22 protein-coding genes are annotated in these 19,323 nt (G+C 56.5%); 13 read left to right on the top strand and 9 right to left on the bottom strand.

Annotated features, from left to right (window positions below):
• From HMPREF3142_RS13775 to gstA, 7 genes are all read left to right on the top strand, one after another.
• Positions 1-185: electron transporter RnfC (locus HMPREF3142_RS13775; protein ID WP_077270042.1), on the top strand; the 185-nt coding region annotated here is incomplete at its 5' end.
• Positions 186-1,238 (top strand): electron transport complex subunit RsxD, encoded by a 1,053-nt coding sequence (rsxD, locus tag HMPREF3142_RS13770; RefSeq protein ID WP_070612153.1) that lies wholly within the window; start codon positions 186-188, stop codon positions 1,236-1,238.
• Between the two features lie 10 nt (positions 1,239-1,248).
• On the top strand, positions 1,249-1,869 hold the full coding sequence (gene rsxG / locus HMPREF3142_RS13765; RefSeq protein ID WP_032691405.1) for an electron transport complex subunit RsxG: 621 nt from the start codon (positions 1,249-1,251) through the stop codon (positions 1,867-1,869).
• Between the two features lie 2 nt (positions 1,870-1,871).
• Positions 1,872-2,570, top strand: a complete 699-nt coding sequence (locus tag HMPREF3142_RS13760) for an electron transport complex subunit E (RefSeq protein ID WP_008804642.1) — start codon at positions 1,872-1,874, stop codon at positions 2,568-2,570.
• A 1-nt stretch (position 2,571) separates the two neighbouring features.
• On the top strand, positions 2,572-3,207 hold the full coding sequence (gene nth, locus HMPREF3142_RS13755; RefSeq protein ID WP_008804641.1) for an endonuclease III: 636 nt from the start codon (positions 2,572-2,574) through the stop codon (positions 3,205-3,207).
• 601 nt (positions 3,208-3,808) lie between these two features.
• Positions 3,809-5,314, top strand: a complete 1,506-nt coding sequence (gene dtpA, locus HMPREF3142_RS13750; protein WP_008804640.1) for a dipeptide/tripeptide permease DtpA — start codon at positions 3,809-3,811, stop codon at positions 5,312-5,314.
• 110 nt (positions 5,315-5,424) lie between these two features.
• Positions 5,425-6,030 (top strand): glutathione transferase GstA, encoded by a 606-nt coding sequence (gene gstA, locus HMPREF3142_RS13745; protein WP_050887092.1) that lies wholly within the window; start codon positions 5,425-5,427, stop codon positions 6,028-6,030.
• A gap of 41 nt (positions 6,031-6,071) precedes the next feature.
• On the opposite strand, the gene pdxY is transcribed toward gstA, so the two are convergent.
• From pdxY to anmK, 5 genes are all read right to left on the bottom strand, one after another.
• Positions 6,072-6,932 carry a pyridoxal kinase PdxY gene (pdxY, locus tag HMPREF3142_RS13740; protein ID WP_008804638.1) on the bottom strand — a complete coding sequence of 287 codons (861 nt, stop codon included), beginning with the start codon at positions 6,930-6,932 and terminating at the stop codon, positions 6,072-6,074.
• 60 nt (positions 6,933-6,992) lie between these two features.
• On the bottom strand, positions 6,993-8,267 hold the full coding sequence (tyrS, locus tag HMPREF3142_RS13735) for a tyrosine--tRNA ligase (RefSeq protein ID WP_012968045.1): 1,275 nt from the start codon (positions 8,265-8,267) through the stop codon (positions 6,993-6,995).
• 124 nt (positions 8,268-8,391) lie between these two features.
• Complete coding sequence (gene pdxH / locus HMPREF3142_RS13730; protein WP_032731006.1) at positions 8,392-9,048, bottom strand: pyridoxamine 5'-phosphate oxidase; 657 nt, start codon at positions 9,046-9,048, stop codon at positions 8,392-8,394.
• Positions 9,049-9,105: 57 nt separating this feature from the next.
• Entirely contained in the window at positions 9,106-9,429 is a 324-nt protein-coding gene (gene mliC / locus HMPREF3142_RS13725; protein ID WP_070612152.1) for a C-type lysozyme inhibitor, read from the bottom strand.
• A 92-nt stretch (positions 9,430-9,521) separates the two neighbouring features.
• On the bottom strand, positions 9,522-10,646 hold the full coding sequence (gene anmK / locus HMPREF3142_RS13720; RefSeq protein WP_008804634.1) for an anhydro-N-acetylmuramic acid kinase: 1,125 nt from the start codon (positions 10,644-10,646) through the stop codon (positions 9,522-9,524).
• 268 nt (positions 10,647-10,914) lie between these two features.
• Between anmK and slyB the strand changes: the two genes are divergently transcribed.
• Both slyB and HMPREF3142_RS13710 read left to right on the top strand, forming a co-directional pair.
• A complete protein-coding gene (gene slyB / locus HMPREF3142_RS13715; RefSeq protein WP_008804633.1) occupies positions 10,915-11,382 on the top strand; it encodes an outer membrane lipoprotein SlyB in 468 nt (155 codons plus the stop codon).
• A 220-nt stretch (positions 11,383-11,602) separates the two neighbouring features.
• Complete coding sequence (locus HMPREF3142_RS13710) at positions 11,603-12,964, top strand: sensor domain-containing diguanylate cyclase (RefSeq protein WP_070612151.1); 1,362 nt, start codon at positions 11,603-11,605, stop codon at positions 12,962-12,964.
• A 35-nt stretch (positions 12,965-12,999) separates the two neighbouring features.
• Here HMPREF3142_RS13710 and slyA read toward each other — a convergent pair whose 3' ends face one another.
• Positions 13,000-13,440, bottom strand: a complete 441-nt coding sequence (gene slyA / locus HMPREF3142_RS13705) for a transcriptional regulator SlyA (protein ID WP_008804631.1) — start codon at positions 13,438-13,440, stop codon at positions 13,000-13,002.
• Between the two features lie 172 nt (positions 13,441-13,612).
• On the opposite strand from slyA, the gene HMPREF3142_RS13700 reads away from it, so the two are divergent.
• Genes HMPREF3142_RS13700 through HMPREF3142_RS13690 form a run of 3 tightly spaced genes read left to right on the top strand, consistent with a single transcriptional unit; the run spans position 13,613 to position 16,780 of the window.
• On the top strand, positions 13,613-13,849 hold the full coding sequence (locus HMPREF3142_RS13700) for a DUF1656 domain-containing protein (protein ID WP_004143834.1): 237 nt from the start codon (positions 13,613-13,615) through the stop codon (positions 13,847-13,849).
• Positions 13,850-13,859: 10 nt separating this feature from the next.
• A complete protein-coding gene (locus tag HMPREF3142_RS13695; protein WP_016161200.1) occupies positions 13,860-14,756 on the top strand; it encodes an efflux RND transporter periplasmic adaptor subunit in 897 nt (298 codons plus the stop codon).
• Entirely contained in the window at positions 14,756-16,780 is a 2,025-nt protein-coding gene (locus HMPREF3142_RS13690) for an FUSC family protein (protein ID WP_070612150.1), read from the top strand. The genes HMPREF3142_RS13695 and HMPREF3142_RS13690 overlap by 1 nt, the downstream gene beginning before the upstream one ends.
• On the opposite strand, the gene sodC is transcribed toward HMPREF3142_RS13690, so the two are convergent.
• From sodC to HMPREF3142_RS13675, 3 genes are all read right to left on the bottom strand, one after another.
• Positions 16,773-17,294, bottom strand: a complete 522-nt coding sequence (gene sodC, locus HMPREF3142_RS13685) for a superoxide dismutase [Cu-Zn] SodC (protein WP_012541520.1) — start codon at positions 17,292-17,294, stop codon at positions 16,773-16,775. The genes HMPREF3142_RS13690 and sodC overlap by 8 nt on opposite strands.
• A gap of 69 nt (positions 17,295-17,363) precedes the next feature.
• On the bottom strand, positions 17,364-18,260 hold the full coding sequence (locus tag HMPREF3142_RS13680; RefSeq protein ID WP_008804627.1) for an aldo/keto reductase: 897 nt from the start codon (positions 18,258-18,260) through the stop codon (positions 17,364-17,366).
• 48 nt (positions 18,261-18,308) lie between these two features.
• Positions 18,309-18,551, bottom strand: coding sequence for a DUF1289 domain-containing protein (locus tag HMPREF3142_RS13675; RefSeq protein WP_008804626.1), 243 nt, complete (start codon positions 18,549-18,551; stop codon positions 18,309-18,311).
• A 139-nt stretch (positions 18,552-18,690) separates the two neighbouring features.
• Between HMPREF3142_RS13675 and HMPREF3142_RS13670 the strand changes: the two genes are divergently transcribed.
• A complete protein-coding gene (locus tag HMPREF3142_RS13670; RefSeq protein ID WP_042948450.1) occupies positions 18,691-19,290 on the top strand; it encodes a TetR/AcrR family transcriptional regulator in 600 nt (199 codons plus the stop codon).
• The last annotated feature ends 33 nt before the right edge of the window (positions 19,291-19,323 follow it).

Here is a 19,323-nt window from a genome sequence, read left to right as displayed (position 1 = left end):
CGCGTAAAGCCGCGGTGGAAGCCGCCATCGCCCGCGCCAAAGCGCGCAAAGCCGAACAACAGGCCGCACAACCGGAACTCGCGTCAGCCGCAGCCAATGACGACCCACGCAAAGCGGCCGTCGCCGCGGCTATCGCCCGCGTTCAGGCGCGTAAAGCAACACAGCAGGCAGTTAACGAGGAATAAATGGTTTTCAGAATCGCAAGCTCCCCCTATACCCATAACCAGCGGCAGACCTCGCGTATTATGCTGCTGGTGCTGCTCGCCGCCGTGCCTGGCATTGTGGTCCAGACCTGGTTTTTCGGCTGGGGTACCGTACTGCAGATTGTCCTCGCCGCATTGACGGCCTGGGCAACGGAAGCCGCTGTTCTCAAACTGCGCAAACAGCATATTGTGGCGACCCTGAAGGACAACTCCGCCCTGCTCACTGGCCTGTTGCTGGCGGTGAGTATTCCACCGCTGGCCCCCTGGTGGATGGCGGTGCTCGGCACTGCCTTTGCCGTGGTGATCGCCAAGCAGCTGTACGGTGGATTAGGCCATAACCCCTTCAACCCGGCGATGATCGGCTACGTCGTGCTGTTGATTTCATTCCCGGTACAGATGACCTCCTGGCTGCCTTCATATGAAATTGCCGCCCAGGTTCCGGCGTTCAGCGATGTGCTGCAGATGATCTTTACCGGGCATACCGCCGCCGGGGGCGACATGGCCAGCCTGCGACTGGGTATCGACGGCGTCAGCCAGGCCACCCCGCTGGATACCTTTAAAACCTCTCTGCATGCCGGGCATAGCGTCCAGCAGGTGCTGCAATTGCCGGTTTACGGTGGCGTACTGGCGGGCCTCGGCTGGCAGTGGGTGAATATCGCCTGGCTGGCGGGCGGTCTGTTCCTGCTGTGGCAGAAAGCGATCCGCTGGCATATTCCGGTCAGCTTTCTCATTAGCCTTGGTCTGTGTGCCACCCTCGGCTGGTTATTCTCGCCGCAAAGCCTGGCGTCGCCGCAGATGCATTTGTTCTCTGGCGCCACCATGCTCGGTGCTTTCTTTATTCTGACCGACCCGGTGACGGCTTCAACAACCAACCGCGGCCGCCTGATCTTCGGCGCCCTCGCCGGCCTGCTGGTGTGGCTTATTCGCAGCTTCGGCGGTTACCCGGATGGCGTGGCATTTGCCGTTCTGCTGGCGAATATTACCGTGCCGCTGATCGATTATTACACGCGCCCGCGCGTGTACGGCCACCGTTGAGAGAGCGATGATGTTAAAAACGATGCGAAAACACGGCGTCACGCTGGCGCTGTTTGCCGCCGGTTCCACCGGGCTGACGGCGGCGATCAATGAACTGACGAAAAGCACTATCGATCAGCAGGCGGCCCTGCAGCAGAAAGCGTTATTTGATCAGGTCTTACCCGCCGACCGCTATAATAACGATCTGCTCAAGAGCTGCTATCTGGTCAGCGCCCCGGCGCTGGGCAAAGGCCAGCATAAAGTGTGGATAGCCAAAAATAACGACCAGCCGATCGGCGCGGTGATGGAAGCCACCGCGCCAGATGGCTATTCCGGGGCAATACAGCTGTTGGTTGCTGCCGATTTTAGCGGCACGGTCCTCGGCACCCGCGTGACCGAGCATCATGAAACGCCGGGTCTGGGCGATAAAATCGAGCTTCGTCTGTCGGACTGGATCACCCATTTTGCCGGGAAAGTCATCCACGGTCAGGGCGACAGCCATTGGGCGGTCAAAAAAGATGGCGGCGATTTTGACCAGTTCACGGGCGCCACCATCACTCCCCGGGCGGTGGTCAATGCCGTTAAGCGCGCAGGCCTGTATGCACAAACGCTGCCTGCGCAACTTCCTGAATTCACCGCCTGTGGAGAATGACCATGAGCGAAGTTAAAGACGTCATCGTCCAGGGCCTGTGGAAAAATAACTCCGCCCTGGTTCAGCTGTTAGGGATGTGCCCTCTGCTGGCGGTCACCTCGACCGCCACCAACGCCCTCGGGCTGGGTCTGGCGACCACCCTGGTGCTAACCTTAACCAACCTGACCATCTCCAGCCTGCGCCGCTGGACGCCGGCGGAGATCCGGATCCCCATCTACGTGATGATCATCGCCTCGGTGGTGAGCGTCGTGCAGATGCTGATCAACGCCTATGCCTTCGGCCTCTATCAGTCGCTGGGGATTTTCATCCCGCTTATTGTGACCAACTGCATCGTGGTCGGCCGCGCCGAAGCCTTTGCCGCCAAAAAAGGGCCGGCGCTGTCGGCACTGGATGGCTTTTCTATCGGCATGGGCGCCACCTGCGCGATGTTTGTGTTGGGCTCCCTGCGCGAGATCCTTGGCAATGGCACCCTGTTTGACGGCGCCGACAGCCTGCTTGGTAGTTGGGCAAAGGTGCTGCGCATCGAGGTTTTCCATACGGATACCCCCTTCCTGCTGGCTATGCTGCCGCCAGGCGCCTTTATTGGCCTCGGCATGATGCTGGCGGTAAAATACCTCATCGATGAACGTAGCAAGCAGCGGAAGGCGCAAGCGGCCCGGGCCGTTTCTGTCGCCCCGTCTGACGTGACAGGGAAAGCGTAACATGAACAAAGCCAAACGCCTGGCGATCCTCACCAGGCTGCGGGAAAACGATCCCCATCCCACTACCGAACTGCATTTCAGTTCGCCGTTCGAGTTGCTGATTGCCGTTCTGCTTTCTGCGCAGGCCACCGATGTCAGCGTCAACAAAGCGACAGCCAAACTCTATCCGGTGGCCAATACGCCCGCAGCGATGCTGGCGCTGGGGGTGGATGGGGTGAAATCGTATATCAAGACTATCGGCCTGTTTAACAGCAAAGCGGAAAACGTCATCAAAACCTGCCGCATCCTGCTGGAGCAGCACAACGGCGAGGTGCCGGAAGACAGAGCGGCGCTGGAGGCGCTGCCCGGCGTGGGCCGTAAAACCGCCAACGTGGTACTAAACACCGCCTTTGGCTGGCCGACCATCGCCGTGGACACGCACATCTTCCGCGTCTGCAATCGGACGCAATTCGCCCCTGGCAAGAATGTTGAGCAAGTGGAAGAGAAGCTTCTGAAGGTGGTCCCCGCCGAGTTTAAGGTCGACTGTCATCACTGGTTGATCCTGCATGGACGTTATACCTGCATTGCCCGCAAACCGCGCTGCGGCTCCTGCCTGATTGAAGACCTCTGCGAATTTAAAGAGAAAGTCTACGCCTGATCCCTTCTTCTGAGCCATAACTTAACCCTGAGTTATGGCTCGAATTTGTGCATTTAACCCGCCGTTAACACCAGAAAATGTCTCTTATGATGGGTAATAATCCGGCTATATAACGAACAATCAGCGCTTTCATTTTTTCTCGATGCAAAATTTCTATACATTTGTGATCGAGATCATGCTCGCAACTTTATGTTGATTACATGTTGTGAAAATGAAAACAAATGTCAGGCAATACAACGATTGAGCAAAGATTACCAGGATAATAGACCATTAATTTTTAGGATAATGGACCATATCACTACTCATGAGGTCAGTCAGTAGAATATATCGCCTTTTTAACGAAATCAGACTGATGAAAAAGATAAAAATAGCAATCATAACGAAACGGTGAAATTTAACTCTGGATAACATTCATATGTCCGGAGCATTATGCCACCCACATTATGTGTAACAGTTTATTACAAAGGCCTTGCCTGATGCGCCAGGATAGTGAACATTACCTGCCGTTTTCCCTCCCAAAATAACTATAAAGGCGGCGGTCCAACGAGATTGCGCCCCGAACACCCCCCAGTAAATATGGGATGTAAAAAAAGAGGTATATGTGTCTACTGCAAACAATAAACCAGCAGAAAGCGTGAGTCTGAACGCTTTCAAACAACCACGCGCGTTCTATCTCATTTTCTCGATCGAGTTATGGGAGCGTTTTGGTTATTACGGCCTGCAAGGGATCATGGCCGTTTACCTGGTAAAACAGCTGGGTATGTCGGAAGCGGATTCCATTACTCTGTTCTCCTCCTTTAGCGCGCTGGTCTATGGTCTGGTTGCTATTGGCGGCTGGCTGGGCGATAAAGTGCTGGGCACCAAACGTGTCATCATGCTGGGTGCTATCGTGCTGGCCATCGGCTATGCGCTGGTGGCCTGGTCCGGCCATGATGCTGCCATCGTCTATATGGGTATGGCGACCATCGCCGTCGGTAACGGTCTGTTCAAAGCCAACCCGTCCTCCCTGCTTTCTACCTGCTATGACAAAAACGATCCCCGTCTGGACGGTGCATTCACCATGTACTACATGTCCATCAACATCGGTTCGTTCTTCTCGATGCTGGCAACCCCGTGGCTGGCTGCTCGCTTCGGCTGGAGCGTGGCGTTTGCCCTCAGCGTGGTGGGGATGGTGATCACGATTATTAACTTTGCCTTCTGCCAGAAATGGGTAAAACAGTACGGTTCGAAACCGGACTTTGCCCCAGTGCACATGGGCAAACTGCTGGCGACCATCGCTGGCGTGGTGGTGCTGGTCGCCATCGCCACCTGGCTGCTGCACAACCAGGGCATCGCACGTATGGTGCTGGGCGTCGTCGCACTGGGTATCGTCGTGATTTTCGCCAAAGAAACCATCGGTCTGAAAGGTGCCGCGCGTCGTAAAATGATCGTCGCCTTCCTGCTGATGGTAGAAGCGATTGTCTTCTTCGTACTGTACAGCCAGATGCCGACCTCTCTGAACTTCTTCGCGATTCGTAACGTTGAGCACTCGATCCTCGGTATCGCCTTCGAACCGGAACAGTATCAGGCGCTGAACCCGTTCTGGATCATGATTGGTAGCCCTATTCTGGCAGCCATTTATAACAAGATGGGCGACCGCCTGCCGATGCCGCACAAGTTCGCTATCGGCATGGTACTGTGCTCCGGCGCGTTCCTCGTCCTGCCTTTAGGGGCGAAGTTCGCCAGCGACGCCGGCATCGTCTCGGTTAACTGGCTCATTCTGAGCTACGCGCTGCAGTCTATTGGTGAGCTGATGATTTCCGGCCTCGGCCTGGCGATGGTCGCTCAGCTGGTTCCGCAGCGTCTGATGGGCTTCATTATGGGCAGCTGGTTCCTCACTACCGCCGGCGCGGCGATCATCGCCGGGAAAATCGCCAACCTGATGGCGGTGCCGGAAAACGTCACCGATCCGCTGGTGTCGCTGGAAGTGTACGGCCACGTGTTCCTGCAGATTGGTATCGTCACCGCGGTTATCGCCGCCCTGATGCTGCTCACGGCGCCGAAGCTGAACCGTATGACTCAGGACGACAGCGCGGACCTGAAAGCACGCGAAACCGCGGCAGCCTGACGCCGCAGGGAAAACCAATTATTTTTAAGCCGCTAACGTTAGGTTAGCGGCTTTTTTTTTACCCCTGGCGGGACTAACATACAGAAAACTGCAGCCACGAGGAGTTACGCATGAAACTGTTCTACAAACCCGGCGCCTGTTCCCTGGCCTCGCATATCGCCCTGCGCGAAAGCGGCCTGGATTTCACGTTGCAGAGCGTGGACCTGGCCAAAAAACGGCTGGAAAACGGGGATGATTATCTGCTGATCAACCCGAAAGGTCAGGTGCCGGCGTTGCTGCTGGATGATGACATCCTGCTCACTGAGGGCGTGGCTATTATGCAGTACATCGCCGATCAGGTGCCGGACCGCCATCTGCTGGCGCCAGTAGGCTCCATTGCCCGCTACCAGACCCTGGAGTGGCTGAATTACGTGGCCACCGAGCTGCATAAAGGCTTTACCCCGCTGTTCCGCCCGGATACCCCGGAAGACTATAAGCCTGTCGCGCGGGCGTTGCTCGAGAAGAAACTGCAGTATGTTGATGAGTCGCTGGAAGATAAACAGTGGCTGACCGGCCATCGCTTTACTATCGCCGATGGCTATCTGTTCACCGTGCTGCGCTGGGGCTATGGCATAAAACTGGATATGGCTGCCTATGGTCATATCGGCAGCTGGATGGCGCAGGTGGCAGCGCGTCCGGCGGTGGCGGCCGCACTGGCGGCTGAAGGCTTAAAATAAGGCCTGACCTGCCCGGCGGACCGTCGGGCAGGCCCGGGGAGTTACAGCCGGGTGGCGCTGAAGCAGTGCTCCGGTACGGCAATGCGATCCTGCGCCGCCACCACCTGCAGTTCATACTCTTGCATGTTTTTGGTGGTGAGCATGATCTCGTACACCGCGGCGGTAACGTGCTCAAGCGCATCGCGCAGGCTGGCACCCTGCAGCAGTTTCACCAGCAGCAGTCCACTGGTCACATCGCCGACGCCAACCGGCTGACGCAGGCCAAAATCCACCAGCGGCCGACTGATATGCCAGGCTTCTTCGGCCGTCACCAGCAGCATCTCAAAACGATCCATGCTCAGACCGGCGCGGGAAAGATGTTTAACCAACACCACCTCCGGCCCCTGGGCAATCAGCTCCCGCGCAGCAGCTACCGCTTCGCTGACGCTGGCGACCGGATGACCGCACAGGATCTCCAGTTCAACCAGATTCGGCGCAATAATATCGCTGGCCGGCAGCGCATAGCGCACGTGGAATTCCGCCACGCCGGGCGCGACGATACACCCTTTCTCCGGATGGCCCATCACCGGGTCACAAAAGTACTTCGCCGCCGGATTGGCCGCTTTCACCTGACGCACGATACCGAGGATATGCTCGCCCTGTTCAGCGGAACCGAGGTAGCCGCTCAGAACCGCATCGCAGGTCTGCAGCTTGTCGATGTCGGCAATGCCCTGGACGATCTCCGTCAGGTGCGAAGGCGGCATCACGCAACCGGTCCATTTACCGTATTGCGTATGGTTGGAGAACTGAACGGTATTCAGGGGCCAGACATTGGCGCCCAGACGGCGCATCGGAAACTCGGCGGCACTGTTGCCGGCGTGGCCAAACACAACGTGAGACTGAATGGCGAGGATGTTCTTCATTTTCTTACCACAACCCTAAAAAGAAAAAGGGCGTGGTTTCCCACGCCCTGGTTTTATTTTTTATTTCCAGCAGACCAGGCAGTAATTCTTTTTACCGCGACGCAGTAAGGTGTAGCGGCCGAACAGACGGTCGCTGTCGCTGAATACATATTCCGGGTCGGCCTGTTTTTCACCGTTGATGGTCACCGCGTTCGAGGCAACGGTTTTACGCGCCTGACCGCGGGACGGCTGCAGCTCGGAATCCACCAACGCCTGCAGGAGATCGGCGCCTTTTTCCATTTCGATCATCGGCACGCCATCCTGCGCCAGCTGTTCGAAATCTGCTTCGCTCAGGTCGCTCAGGTTACCGTTGAACAGGCTTTCGGTAATGCGCTTCGCCGCTTCCAGGCCTTCTTCGCCGTGGACCAGGCGCGTCACCTGCTCTGCCAGCACGTACTGGGCGCGCGGCGCTTTACCGCTGTTTTTGTCTTCTTCTTCCAGAGCATTGATCTCCGCCATGTCCATAAAGGTGAAGAACTTGAGGAAGCGATAGACATCAGCATCCGCGGTGTTGATCCAGAACTGGTAGAATTTGTACGGACTGGTTTTCTTCGGATCCAGCCACACGGCGCCGCCTTCGGTTTTACCGAATTTGGTGCCGTCTGCTTTGGTGATCAGCGGAACCGTCAGGCCAAACACCTGGTTCTGGTGCAGGCGACGGGTCAGATCGATACCGGAGGTGATGTTGCCCCACTGGTCGGAGCCGCCGATCTGCAGCGCTACGCCGTGCAGCTTGTTCAGGCAGGCAAAGTCGTACCCTTGCAGCAGGTTGTAGGAGAACTCGGTAAAGGAGATACCCTGATCGTCACGATTCAGACGCTGCTTCACCGCTTCTTTGTTAATCATCTGGTTAACAGAGAAGTGTTTGCCGATATCGCGCAGGAAGGTCAGCACGTTCATGCTGCCAAACCAGTCATAGTTGTTCGCCGCAATCGCCGAATTGTCGCCGCAGTCAAAATCAAGGAACGGGGCCACCTGTTTGCGGATTTTATCCACCCACTCCTGCACGGTATCCTCGGTATTTAGCTTACGCTCAGCGGCTTTAAAGCTTGGGTCGCCAATCAGACCGGTTGCGCCGCCCACCAGCGCTACAGGTTTATGACCTGCCTGCTGGAAGCGTTTCAGGCATAACAATGGAACAAGATGCCCCAAATGCAAGCTGTCAGCGGTAGGATCGAAGCCGCAATAGAGCGCGATCGGGCCTTGCGCCAGTCGCTCTGCTAACGCTTCCTCGTCCGTCACCTGGGCTACCAGCCCCCGCTCTTGCAATTGTTTAATCAAGTTACTGCTTGCCATCAAATTCTCCATGTATAAACGACTGCACCTCTGCCGGTACACGACTTTTCGCCAGATGCGAAAAGTACATAGAATAAAGCGCCGGCCCTTTCAGCGCCAGCGCTTCGATAACTAATTTCGGCGTTTACGGTGCCAGGCGGTCTATTTTCCAGGCGCCATTATCACGCTGGTATAAAAAGCGGTCATGCAGCCGATGTTCGCCCCCCTGCCAGAACTCCATCTGCTCGACGCTGACGCGGAATCCGCCCCAGAAACTCGGCAGCGGCACTTCCCCCTGCTGGAATTTCTGCTTCAGCTCGAGGAATTTGCTCTCCAGGATCCCGCGGGCGGAAATGCGACTGGACTGCTGGGAGACCCAGGCGCCGATTTGGCTATCGCGCGGGCGGCTGTGGAAATATTTGACCACTTCCAGCGTCGACAAGCGCTCCGCTTTGCCGATCACCATCACCTGGCGCTCCAGCATATGCCACGGAAACAGCAGGCTCACCTGGGGATTTTTTTCAATCTGATGGGCTTTGCGGCTGCCAAGGTTGGTATAAAACACCAGCCCTTTTTCATCGTAATGCTTCAGCAGCACAATACGCTGGTAAGGTTGGCCGCGCTCATCAACGGTAGCAACCACCATCGCGGTCGGGTCTGCGAGTTTCGCGTCACAGGCCTGACGCAGCCAGCGTTCAAACAGCGGCAGGGGTTCAGCAGGAAGATCGTGGCGACGCAAACCGCCACGGGTATATTCACGGCGCAAGTGCGCGATTTGCTGGAGTTCGTCGTTATCAGACATGGCCATTGAGGATGTAGTCATAAGGTGGCGTTATTGTGCGCCCCCCCGACAGAAATCTCAACGTTTGGCCGTCTGCAGCTGACAGTTATCGAGGATGATGCGATCGCGTTTATAGACGGTAGCGGTATCGCCCTTCGACCAGAAGACGTAGACGCCGTCGGTGTAGCGCGCCCCCGAAGCCGACAGCCCCTCAGCCAGGTTCAGTTGCTGATTATCATAGATAAAACTCACCTGTTGGCGGGTATTATTGCGATGGACCGTTAACGGTTTCTGGTCGCATTGATACTCCAGCGTGTCCATCTGCATCCGCTCGACAAACTGGTTGTAGTAGCTACAGCCCGCCAGCATAAAAGGTATAACTGCGATAAGAATTTTTTTCATTCGTTTGCCTTCGACTTTCCCGGTCACGGAGGGCACTCCGCCCTCCGCTTAACTTGTCCAGTTTACCGGTCGCGCCGTGTTTAAGATTTCAGTTAACTCCGATTCTGCGGCGGGTTAGCCGGGAAAATGGCGCCCAGCACCGTGGCTTCGCTGGCGCCGGTCACTGAGGGAAGATTACCCGGCAGCCCGGCCAGCGTGCGCCAGGCCAGCCAGGCAAAGGCCAGCGCCTCCATATCATCGCCGCTGATCCCCGCCTCATCGGTGGTGGAGACTTCGGTTCCCGGCAGCAGTGCCGCCAGGCGCGCCATTAACAAGGGGTTACGCGCGCCGCCGCCGCACACTAACAAACGCTCGCAGCCGCCGCTTAACAATACCTGCTCACTGATGGTCACAGCGGTTAATTCCGCCAGCGTGGCCTGCACATCCTGCCCACGCAGTCCCGAATAACGGGCCAGATGTTTTTCCAGCCAACCGTAATTGAAATATTCACGACCGGTGCTTTTCGGCGCCGGTAAAGCAAACCACGGATCGCTCAGCATGTCCTGCAGCAGCGGCAGCAGCACTTTACCTTCGCTGGCCCACTGGGCATCCTTATCATACGGTTTACCCTGCTGACGCCAGATCCAGGCGTCCAGCAACATATTTCCCGGCCCGGTATCATAGCCGCGCACCGGCTGCCCCGGCACCAGCAGCGACACGTTGGCGATGCCACCGATATTCAGCACCATCCGCCGTTCAATGGGATGCGCCAGCAGCGCATGATGAAATGCCGGGACCAACGGCGCCCCCTGCCCGCCAAGCGCCATATCACGTCGGCGAAAATCCCCCACCACCGTGACTCCGGTATGCGCGGCGATCTGGTTGTTGTCGCCGATTTGCAGCGTGTGCGGCGCATCGCCTTGCGGTTCATGCCATACGGTCTGTCCATGGCAGCCGATAGCGATAACGTCGGTGGGCTTGAGATTTTCCTGGCGCATCAGCGCCAGTACGGCATCGGCAAACAGCCGCCCCAGACGAGTGTCCAGACGCCCCAGTTGTGAGAGGGTCAACGACTGGCCCTGGCAAATCGCGAGGATCTCTTCTTTTATTGGGTGTGGTATGGGCCAGGTGAGACTGGCCTGCTGCGCCACGATGTTTTCGTTGATGGCGGCCAATACGACATCGATACCATCAAGGCTGGTACCGGACATAACGCCAATAAAGCGACCCGATCTCATACGTTTTTCCTTCATTCCATGACCCTCGTATACGCCTCACTCCACCATAAAGCGCCCGCTAATGCTATGTTGTTATAATACTTTTTAACAATAGAGCGACATTTCAGAGAACACCGTAAAGAACCGGCGTTTAGTTTAGGTTGAAGCATCATTAATTATTATTTTTTGTATAGTCAGGGCGGAAGCTATGCCCGCCGGCGACTAAATGCCATATAATTAACCGTATGGACGTTCAATTGAACACCTTCGGTGAACAGGAGATTCATAAATGATTTTACGTGTTTTGGCTGTATCGATGATTGGTTTTACGCTCGCAGGCTGCGTGAGCAGCAGCGGCCTGTCCGGCGACGTTTATTCCGCATCTGAAGCCAAACAGGTGCAGAGCGTAACTTACGGTACGATTGTGCATACGCGCGCCGTGCAGATCCAGAGCGGCGACGACAGCAATGCCATCGGCGCCATTGGCGGTGCAGTGCTCGGCGGGTTCCTCGGCAACACCATCGGCGGCGGTACCGGACGCTCTCTTGCCACCGCGGCTGGCGCAGTCGCGGGCGGCGTCGCAGGCCAGGGCGTTCAGGGTGCAATGAACAAAACCCAGGGCGTAGAACTGGAAATCCGTAAGGATGATGGCAACACCATTCTGGTGGTGCAGAAACAGGGCAGCACGCCGTTCTCTGTGGGTCAGCGCGTCGCCATTGCCGGCAGCGGCAGCCAGGTCACCGTTTCTCCTCGATAACACCCCTTGCGATGCGGCCCGTTGCGCCGCATCGTATTTTTCAGCCGCGGTTATTCCACCGTAATAGATTCGTATTAGCAATCAGATATATTATATTCAAGTAGTTCATCAATCATTGCGCCTGCGCAATATCTTATCTCACCGCCCCCACTACTCTCAGATTGTCATAATACTTTGTCGACTGAACGTCGCTGTTGCTTTTCTCTCTGGGATCTTGCCTATGCTCAAACATGTCAATCATGTTGCTAAACGTTTTATTATATATGTTTTTATTTGCTTACTGGCCGGGTTCGGCATTGCCGGAGTGACCGCTTTCTTTCATACCAGTTTCAGCACTACCTCATCAATATTATTTCCTCTACTGACCAGCTTTCTGATGGTCTTTCATATTACTATTGCCTGTTTTATGGGCATGAAATACTGGAGCAACAAGCGCCGCCTGTACCTTACACCTGTTGCTTTCGGCTTTGCCTGTTCAGCGCTGCTGATGCTGGGAACCCTCAGCAGCTATCCGGACTGGCTTACCTGCAGCACGACCCCGGTCATTAATCAAAATGACGCCGTTATCTATTATTTCTTTCGCAATATAATGATGGCTGTATTATTCATGTCATCTATTGTTTTGTATTACTTCCGCCAGCGCATCATGCACTCGCTGAAAGCACACATAATTACATTCGCGGCATGTATCGTTTTTACATTAACAATTATTTTTTTATCGTGGGTGTACTCCAGCCACTCGCCGTGGCTGAGCGTCAATTTTATCGACGATCTTAGCCATACCTTCACGCCACTGTGGCAAAGTATTATCGGCTGGCTGCTGATGGCTATCTGGTTTATCACGCTTATTTTATTAATTAGCCTGAGTAAATTACGCAATATTTTCTGGTTTAGCGGCGCTTTTTTTTGCAGCGCTTATCTTTACACCCTCTTCCAGCTAGTCTCCACCGCCGGGGACCTCGATCAGACCTGGTACCAGGCGCGTTTTTTCGAAACGCTTTGTACCCTGTTCCTGATTCTGGTGCTGCTGGTCGACGTCTTTATGCTCTACCGTGAGTCTAACCATAAGTATGTCAACTCGTACCAGAACTCGATTCGCGACCCGTTGACCCGGCTTTATAACCGCAGCTTCTTCTACGACACCCTGAACCAGCAGCTGGCGAAGGTAAACCCCCAACATCCGCTGTCAGTGATTATCAGTGACCTCGATCATTTCAAACGCATCAATGATAACTACGGCCACGTCGCCGGCGACAAGGTGATCCAGTTTGCCGCCTCGGTGCTGGAGAACCATTCGCGCGTGGATGACGCTGCTGCCCGCATTGGCGGTGAGGAGTTTGCCCTGCTGCTGGTCAACACCGCCGAGAAAGACGCCCTGGCGATCGCCGAGCGTATCCGCCTGGCCGTCAACGCTGAGCAAAACCATCTGCCGGAGCGAATGACCATCAGTATGGGGTTGTATACGACGCGCGATAGAAGCGTGAGCGCAGAAACGTGCGTCGAGCGCGCAGATGCGGCCATGTATGAAGCGAAAAACAGCGGGCGTAATCGGGTGGTGGTCTGGCGTCACCCTGGCGACTAAAAAAAACGGCCCGGGGCAACCCGGGCCGCAAAGGATTAATCTTTTGCCTGGAGATCGAGGATATTTTGTTCAAGTTTACGAATTAAGTGGAGCAACGTTTCCACTTCCTGCTTTGACACCCCCGACAGGATTTCATCGCGGGTCTTGCCTATCACCTCTTCCATCTCATTGATCAACGGTTCAGCTTTTTCAGTGAGCTTGATGCGTTTGGCCCGCCGGTCGCTTGAACAGGTCTGGCGAGAAATAAGCCCTTTCTCCTCCAGCTGATCGAGCGTGCGCACCAGCGACGGCTGTTCAATGCCGATGGCTTTCGCCAGCTGGATCTGCGACTGCTCAGGCGGCAGCTGATGGATGTTATGCAGCGTGACCCAGTGAGTCTGCGTTAACTCCAGAGGTTTCAGGCGATGGTCGATTAGCGCGCGCCAAACGCGGACTAAACGTGCCAGATCAGAACCAAGTGGCGATTCCAATTTCATCTCCTTATAATTAGCTTGCTAAGTTATTATACTGATTTTAGAATAGTGTGCAGCATTTGAATTATCAAAACAAATGAATTACTTGATTCAACAAAAACCAAAACAATGATTTACACTGTTATAGCGTAGCACGCTCTGAGGTTACCCCTGTAATGGCAAAGGATTTTTGCTTGTGAAACTGAGTCTTAACACATCCGGATTGCCGCTGCAGGACCTGGTGTTCGGCGCGTCCGTCTATTTCCCTCCGCTGTTCAAAGCCGTCTTATTAGGTTTTTTTATCTGGTTGTTTTTACATCGTCAGCTGCGTGACTGGATGTATGCCGGCGACATCTGGCATCCCCTGCTGATGGATCTCTCCCTGTTCGCGCTCTCGGTCTGTCTGGCCCTGGTGTTACTGATTGCCTGGTGATCTCCTTGCTATGAAAAAACTAAAATATCTGTCAACGCTGTTGGTTGCGGCCATCGCCCTGATCGCCGCATGGCTGTTATGGAATTTCTACACCCAGTCCCCCTGGACCCGCGACGGCAAAGTGCGTGCAGAGCAGGTCGGGATCACCCCTCAGGTCTCCGGTAGCATTCTGCAGTTGAACGTGACGGACAACCAACGGGTCAACGCCGGGGATGTTCTGTTCACTATCGACGACACCCCCTACCGTATCGCCGTGCTGAACGCCCAGGCGCAGCAGGCGAAAGCGCAAGCCGAGGTGGCGAAAGCGCAGGCTGAGCAAACGAAGGCCGCCAGCGAGGCACGTCGTCGTCGCAACCTGTCGCAGAATGCGATCTCGGCTGAAGATCTTGAGAACGTCAACACCGCGCTGAATACGGCCACCACCAACCTGGCGGCCGCCAGAGCGGGACTGGGCGTCAGCGAAGCGATGCTGAAACATGCGCAATGGCAGCTAAGCCAAACAACGGTCAAAGCGCCAGTGGACGGCTGGGTGACCAACCTCTCCACCCGCGTCGGCGATTACGCCACTACCGGCCACCCGGTCTTTGCTCTGGTAGACAGCCACTCGTTTTACGTGCTGGGCTACTTTGAAGAGACTAAACTGCGTCATATCCGCATCGGCGATCCGGCGCAGATTATTCTCTACAGTAATCAGCAGACGCTGCACGGGCATGTCGCCAGCATCGGCCGGGCAATTGTCGATCAGAGCGTGGAACAGGGAACCGGGCTGGTGGCCAACATCAAACCGAATATCCCCTGGGTGCGTCTCGCGCAGCGCGTTCCGGTGCGGATTGCCTTTGATACGCTACCGGCGGACGTCACTCTGGTCTCCGGCACCACCTGCACTGTCTCGATCGGCGGGCAGTAATGAATCTGCAGGCCCTGTCGTGGCGCACACTGCCCTGGGTTAAAGCCACCCGTCCACAGTGGCGATACGCGTTGCGTAACGGCATCGCTATGTGTCTCGCGTTAAGCATCGCCTACGCGCTGGATCTCGATGAGCCGTACTGGGCGATGACCTCCGCGGCAGTGGTCAGCTTTCCCACCGTCGGCGGCGTGATCAGTAAAAGCTTTGGCCGCATCGCCGGCAGCCTGCTCGGCGCCTGCGCCGCCCTGCTGCTGGCGGGCCATACGCTGAACGATCCCTGGCTGTTTCTGTTCAGTATTTCCGGCTGGCTGGCGCTGTGCACCTGGGCCTGCGCGCTGTTCACCAACAACGTGGCCTACGCCTTTCAGCTTGCCGGCTATACCTGCGCCATCATCGCGTTTCCGGTGATTAACATCAGCGACAGCTACGAACTTTGGGTGATCGCTCAGTCGCGCGTCTGCGAAGTCATCGTTGGGATCCTCTGCGGCGGACTCATGATGATGATCCTGCCCAGCACCTCCGACGGCAGCAACCTGCTGACGGCCCTGAAAACCATGCACGCCCGGCTGCTGGAGCACGCCAGCCTGCTGTGGGTGCCAGAGACGACGGATGCCATCCGCACCGCTCACGAAAGCGTGATTGGCCAGATCCTCACCATGAACCTGCTGCGCATCCAGGCCTTCTGGAGTCACTACCGCTTCCGTCGGCAGAATCCCCTGCTGAACTACCTGCTGCATCAGCAGCTCCGAATGACCAGCGTCATTTCCAGTCTGCGACGTATGTTGCTGAACTGGCCGGACGCGCCGGCGAACACTCGTCAGGTGCTGGAGTCGCTGCTTGCTGAACTCGCTGCTCCCCATGCTGACAGCTATCATGTCGCCCGCATTCTGGCGCCTCTGGCGCCGCCGCCGGATGCCGATTACCGTCATATCGCCTTTTGGGCGCGACTGCGCTATTTCTGTCGCATTTATCTGGAAAGCAGTCGCTGGATCCGCCGGGTAGAGAATGCGTCGGCGATCGCCGAGTTCAACGTACCTTCGGCGCCAGCCCTGGCCCGCCACACCGACCAGGCAGAGGCCTTGCTCAATGGCATCCGTACTTTTTGCGCGCTGGTGGCGATTGGCGCATGGGGGATCAGCACCCAGTGGACCAGCTGCGCGGCTGCCCTGACCCTGGCATCCATCTGCTGCGTGCTCTATTCGGTCTCGGCTTCGCCGTTTCGATCGCTGACGCTGCTGATGCAGACCCTGGTGCTGCTGTCGCTGTTCAGTTTTGTGGTGAAGTTCGGCCTGATGGTGCAGATAACCGACCTGTGGCAGTTTCTGCTATTTCTGTTCCCGCTGCTGACCACCATGCAGTTGCTCAAGCTACAGTGGCCCAAATATGCCGGCCTGTGGGGACAGCTTATCGTGTTTATGGGCTCGTTTATCTCCGTCACCAATCCGCCGGTGTACGACTATGCGGCTTTTTTCAATGATAACTTAAGCAAGATTGTCGGCGTGGGCTTTGCCTGGCTGGCTTTTGCGGTGCTCAGCCCGGGATCGGATGCCCGTAAAGGACGGCGCCATATCAGAGCGTTACGGCGTCACTTTGTCGATCAGCTCAGCCGCCATCCCCAGCACAGCGAACATGAATTTGAATCGCTGGTGTACCACCATGTCAGCCAGCTCAGTCAGAGTAAAGATGCCCTGGCACGGCGCTGGCTACTACGTTGGGGGGTGGTGTTGCTCAACTGCTCGCACGTCGTCTGGCAGCTTCGGGAATGGGAAACCCGCTCCGATCCCCTCGCCCAGGTGCGCGACCTGTGCATCAACCTGTTACGCGATGTGATGAGCGAGCGCGGCGTGCAGCAGCGCCCGCTGGCCTCCACCCTGCAGGAGCTGCAGCGGATCTGCGACGCCCTGAACCACCATCATCAGCCGGCGGCGCGGGAACTGGCCGCCGCGATTTGGCGACTGTACTGCGCCCTGTCGCAGCTGGAACAGGCCCCGGTGGCCGGCACAATTGGCGAAGGAACTACTTAATCACCCCGCAGGCAAACCGCTCGCCGCCGCCGCCCAGCGGCTGCGGGTTGTCGGCCATATTATCGCCGCCCACGTGGACCATCAGCGCTTTCCCCTTCACCTCATTCAGCGTTTTCAGACGTGGGGCAATAATTGGCTGGTCGGCCACGCCCGCGTCGTTGACCACCAGCAGAGGCAGATCGCCAAGATGCCCGGTGCCCAGCGGCCCTTCGTGTTTCCCGGTATGTTGCGGGTCATAATGTCCGCCCGCCGCCCCGGCGGCCACCGCTTTGCCCTCTTTCATCGCCGGCTGGCAGCTGCCTTCGGCATGAATATGAAAGCCGTGCTTGCCCGGCGGCAATGCCCGCAGTTCGGGGGCGAACTCGAGGCCGCGGTCGGTTTCGGTGATTTTTACACTGCCGATGGACTGCCCGACGCCCTGGGGGGTCACGAGATTAAGTTGAACATCTTCACTGACGGCCTGTGCGCCAGCGCAAAATGCGAGGGATAAGATCGCGAGAATACATCGTTGCATAACACCTCCGGATGGCTGTCTCCCTGTTAAGTGTAAACCAGGAACGCCTTTCCGGAGGCGAAATGCCCGTTACGGTACGTCGTAACCGAGCGCGGCTTTGCGGATACGGAACCACTGCTGACGGGTCATGCTAAGTTTTTCGGCCACGATCGCGGAACGCACGCGTTCGATTTTGCCCGAGCCGATAATCGGCAGCGGCTGCGAGGGCAGACGCAATATCCAGGCGTAGACCACCTGCTCGATGCTGTCGGCATTGAGCTCATGCGCTACCTGCGCCAGCTCATCGCGCAGCGGCTGGAAGCCCTCTTCATTGAACAGGCGTCCGCCTCCAAGGCAGGACCACGCCATCGGACGAATACGCAGCTGCTGCAGCTGATCGAGCGTGCCGTCGAGCAACAGCGGCTGATGCACCGGCGAGATTTCGACCTGATTGGTGGCCAGGGTAAACGGCAGGCGCGACTGCAGAAGAGTGAACTGGGCTGGGGTAAAGTTCGATACGCCAAAGTGGCGCACTTTTCCGCTGTGATGCAGCGCGAGGAACGCCTCAGCCACTTCATCGGCATTCATTAGCGGATCCGGCCGATGGATCAGCAGCAGATCGAGATGGTCCGTCGCCAGATTACGCAGCGATTGCTCAGCGCTCAGCACGATGTGGTCGCGGTCGGTGATATAGTGGCCGATGGTGTTTTCAGCCCGCGCCCGGGTGGCGATGCCGCATTTGCTGACAATTTCCATGCGATTACGAAGATGCGGCGCCAGCTTCAGCGCTTCGCCAAAGGCAGCCTCACACTGATAATCGCCATAGATATCGGCGTGATCGACAGTGGTTACGCCTAAATCGAGATGCTGTTCAATAAAGCTGACCAGCTCGCCTGGCGACATTTTCCAGTCCATCAGACGCCAGTAGCCCATCACAAAACGCGAAAATTCCGGCCCCTGGGGAGCCATAGCAATACGCTGAACCATAACCGCTTCCTCAATAAAAAAGTGTACTGAGTATACGTACTTTTTTGTTTAAAACAGTGAGGGTTGCTGCGGTTCTTCCGCCGGTTCCGGCTTGTTCGCGCGTATTTTGCGCAGCAGCCGTTGGCGGCAGAGACGCAACACCTCCTGTTTCTGCGCATCGCTCATCGTTTGCCAGTTAAAACGTTCCTCACGGCTGCGGAAACAGCCGCGACAGTAGCCGCGCTCGTCGGTCTGACATATTCCCCGGCACGGGCTCTGCACCGGGAAAAACTCTAACTGCTCTGCCACCACACGCCTCCTGTCCCCTCGTATCCTTTCATTGAAGACGTTTCCCCGCGCCGACGCAAATTTTGTTCACTACGTGCTGCGCCAGCTAACATTTTTCCGCCGACGCTTGCATTAGACCAATCGGTCTACTACAGTGTGCTCCATGAACAGACACAGCGAATGCGATACCCGAGAACATATCCTGGTCACCGGCGAGCAGCTCTGCATGCATCGCGGTTTTACCGGAATGGGCTTGAGCGAACTTCTGAAGACGGCGGAAGTGCCTAAGGGCTCTTTCTACCATTACTTTCGCTCTAAAGAAGCCTTCGGCGTCGCGCTGCTCGAACATCACTACACCGGATATCTGCAGCGCCTGGTCGACCACTTCGATCATGGCGACGGCAACTATCGTGACCGCCTGCTGGCTTATTATCAGCACACGCTGAATCAGTTCTGCCAGCAGGGGATTATTAGCGGCTGTCTTACCGTCAAGTTGTCGGCAGAGGTTTGCGACCTGTCGGAAGATATGCGTACCGCCATGGACCATGGTGCCAGTCAGATTATCGCCCTGCTGGGCAACGCGCTGGAGAAAGGACGTCAGGAAGGCAGTCTGGCGTTTGACGGCGAGGCCATGACCCTGTCGCAGGTGCTGTATTCCCTGTGGCTCGGGGCCAACCTGCAGGCCAAAATTACGCGTAGCGCAAGGCCGCTGGAAAGCGCCCTTGCCCACGCCAAACAGATTATTGCGGCGCCTGCGGTATAACAGGCGTTTTTATTTCATCAGTTACTAGACGAC

This window comes from Klebsiella sp. HMSC16C06 (assembly GCF_001808325.1).
GTDB classification, from domain to species: domain Bacteria; phylum Pseudomonadota; class Gammaproteobacteria; order Enterobacterales; family Enterobacteriaceae; genus Klebsiella; species Klebsiella variicola.
Note: the sequence above shows the minus strand (reverse complement) of the source record. Positions and strands in the feature narration are given on the sequence as shown.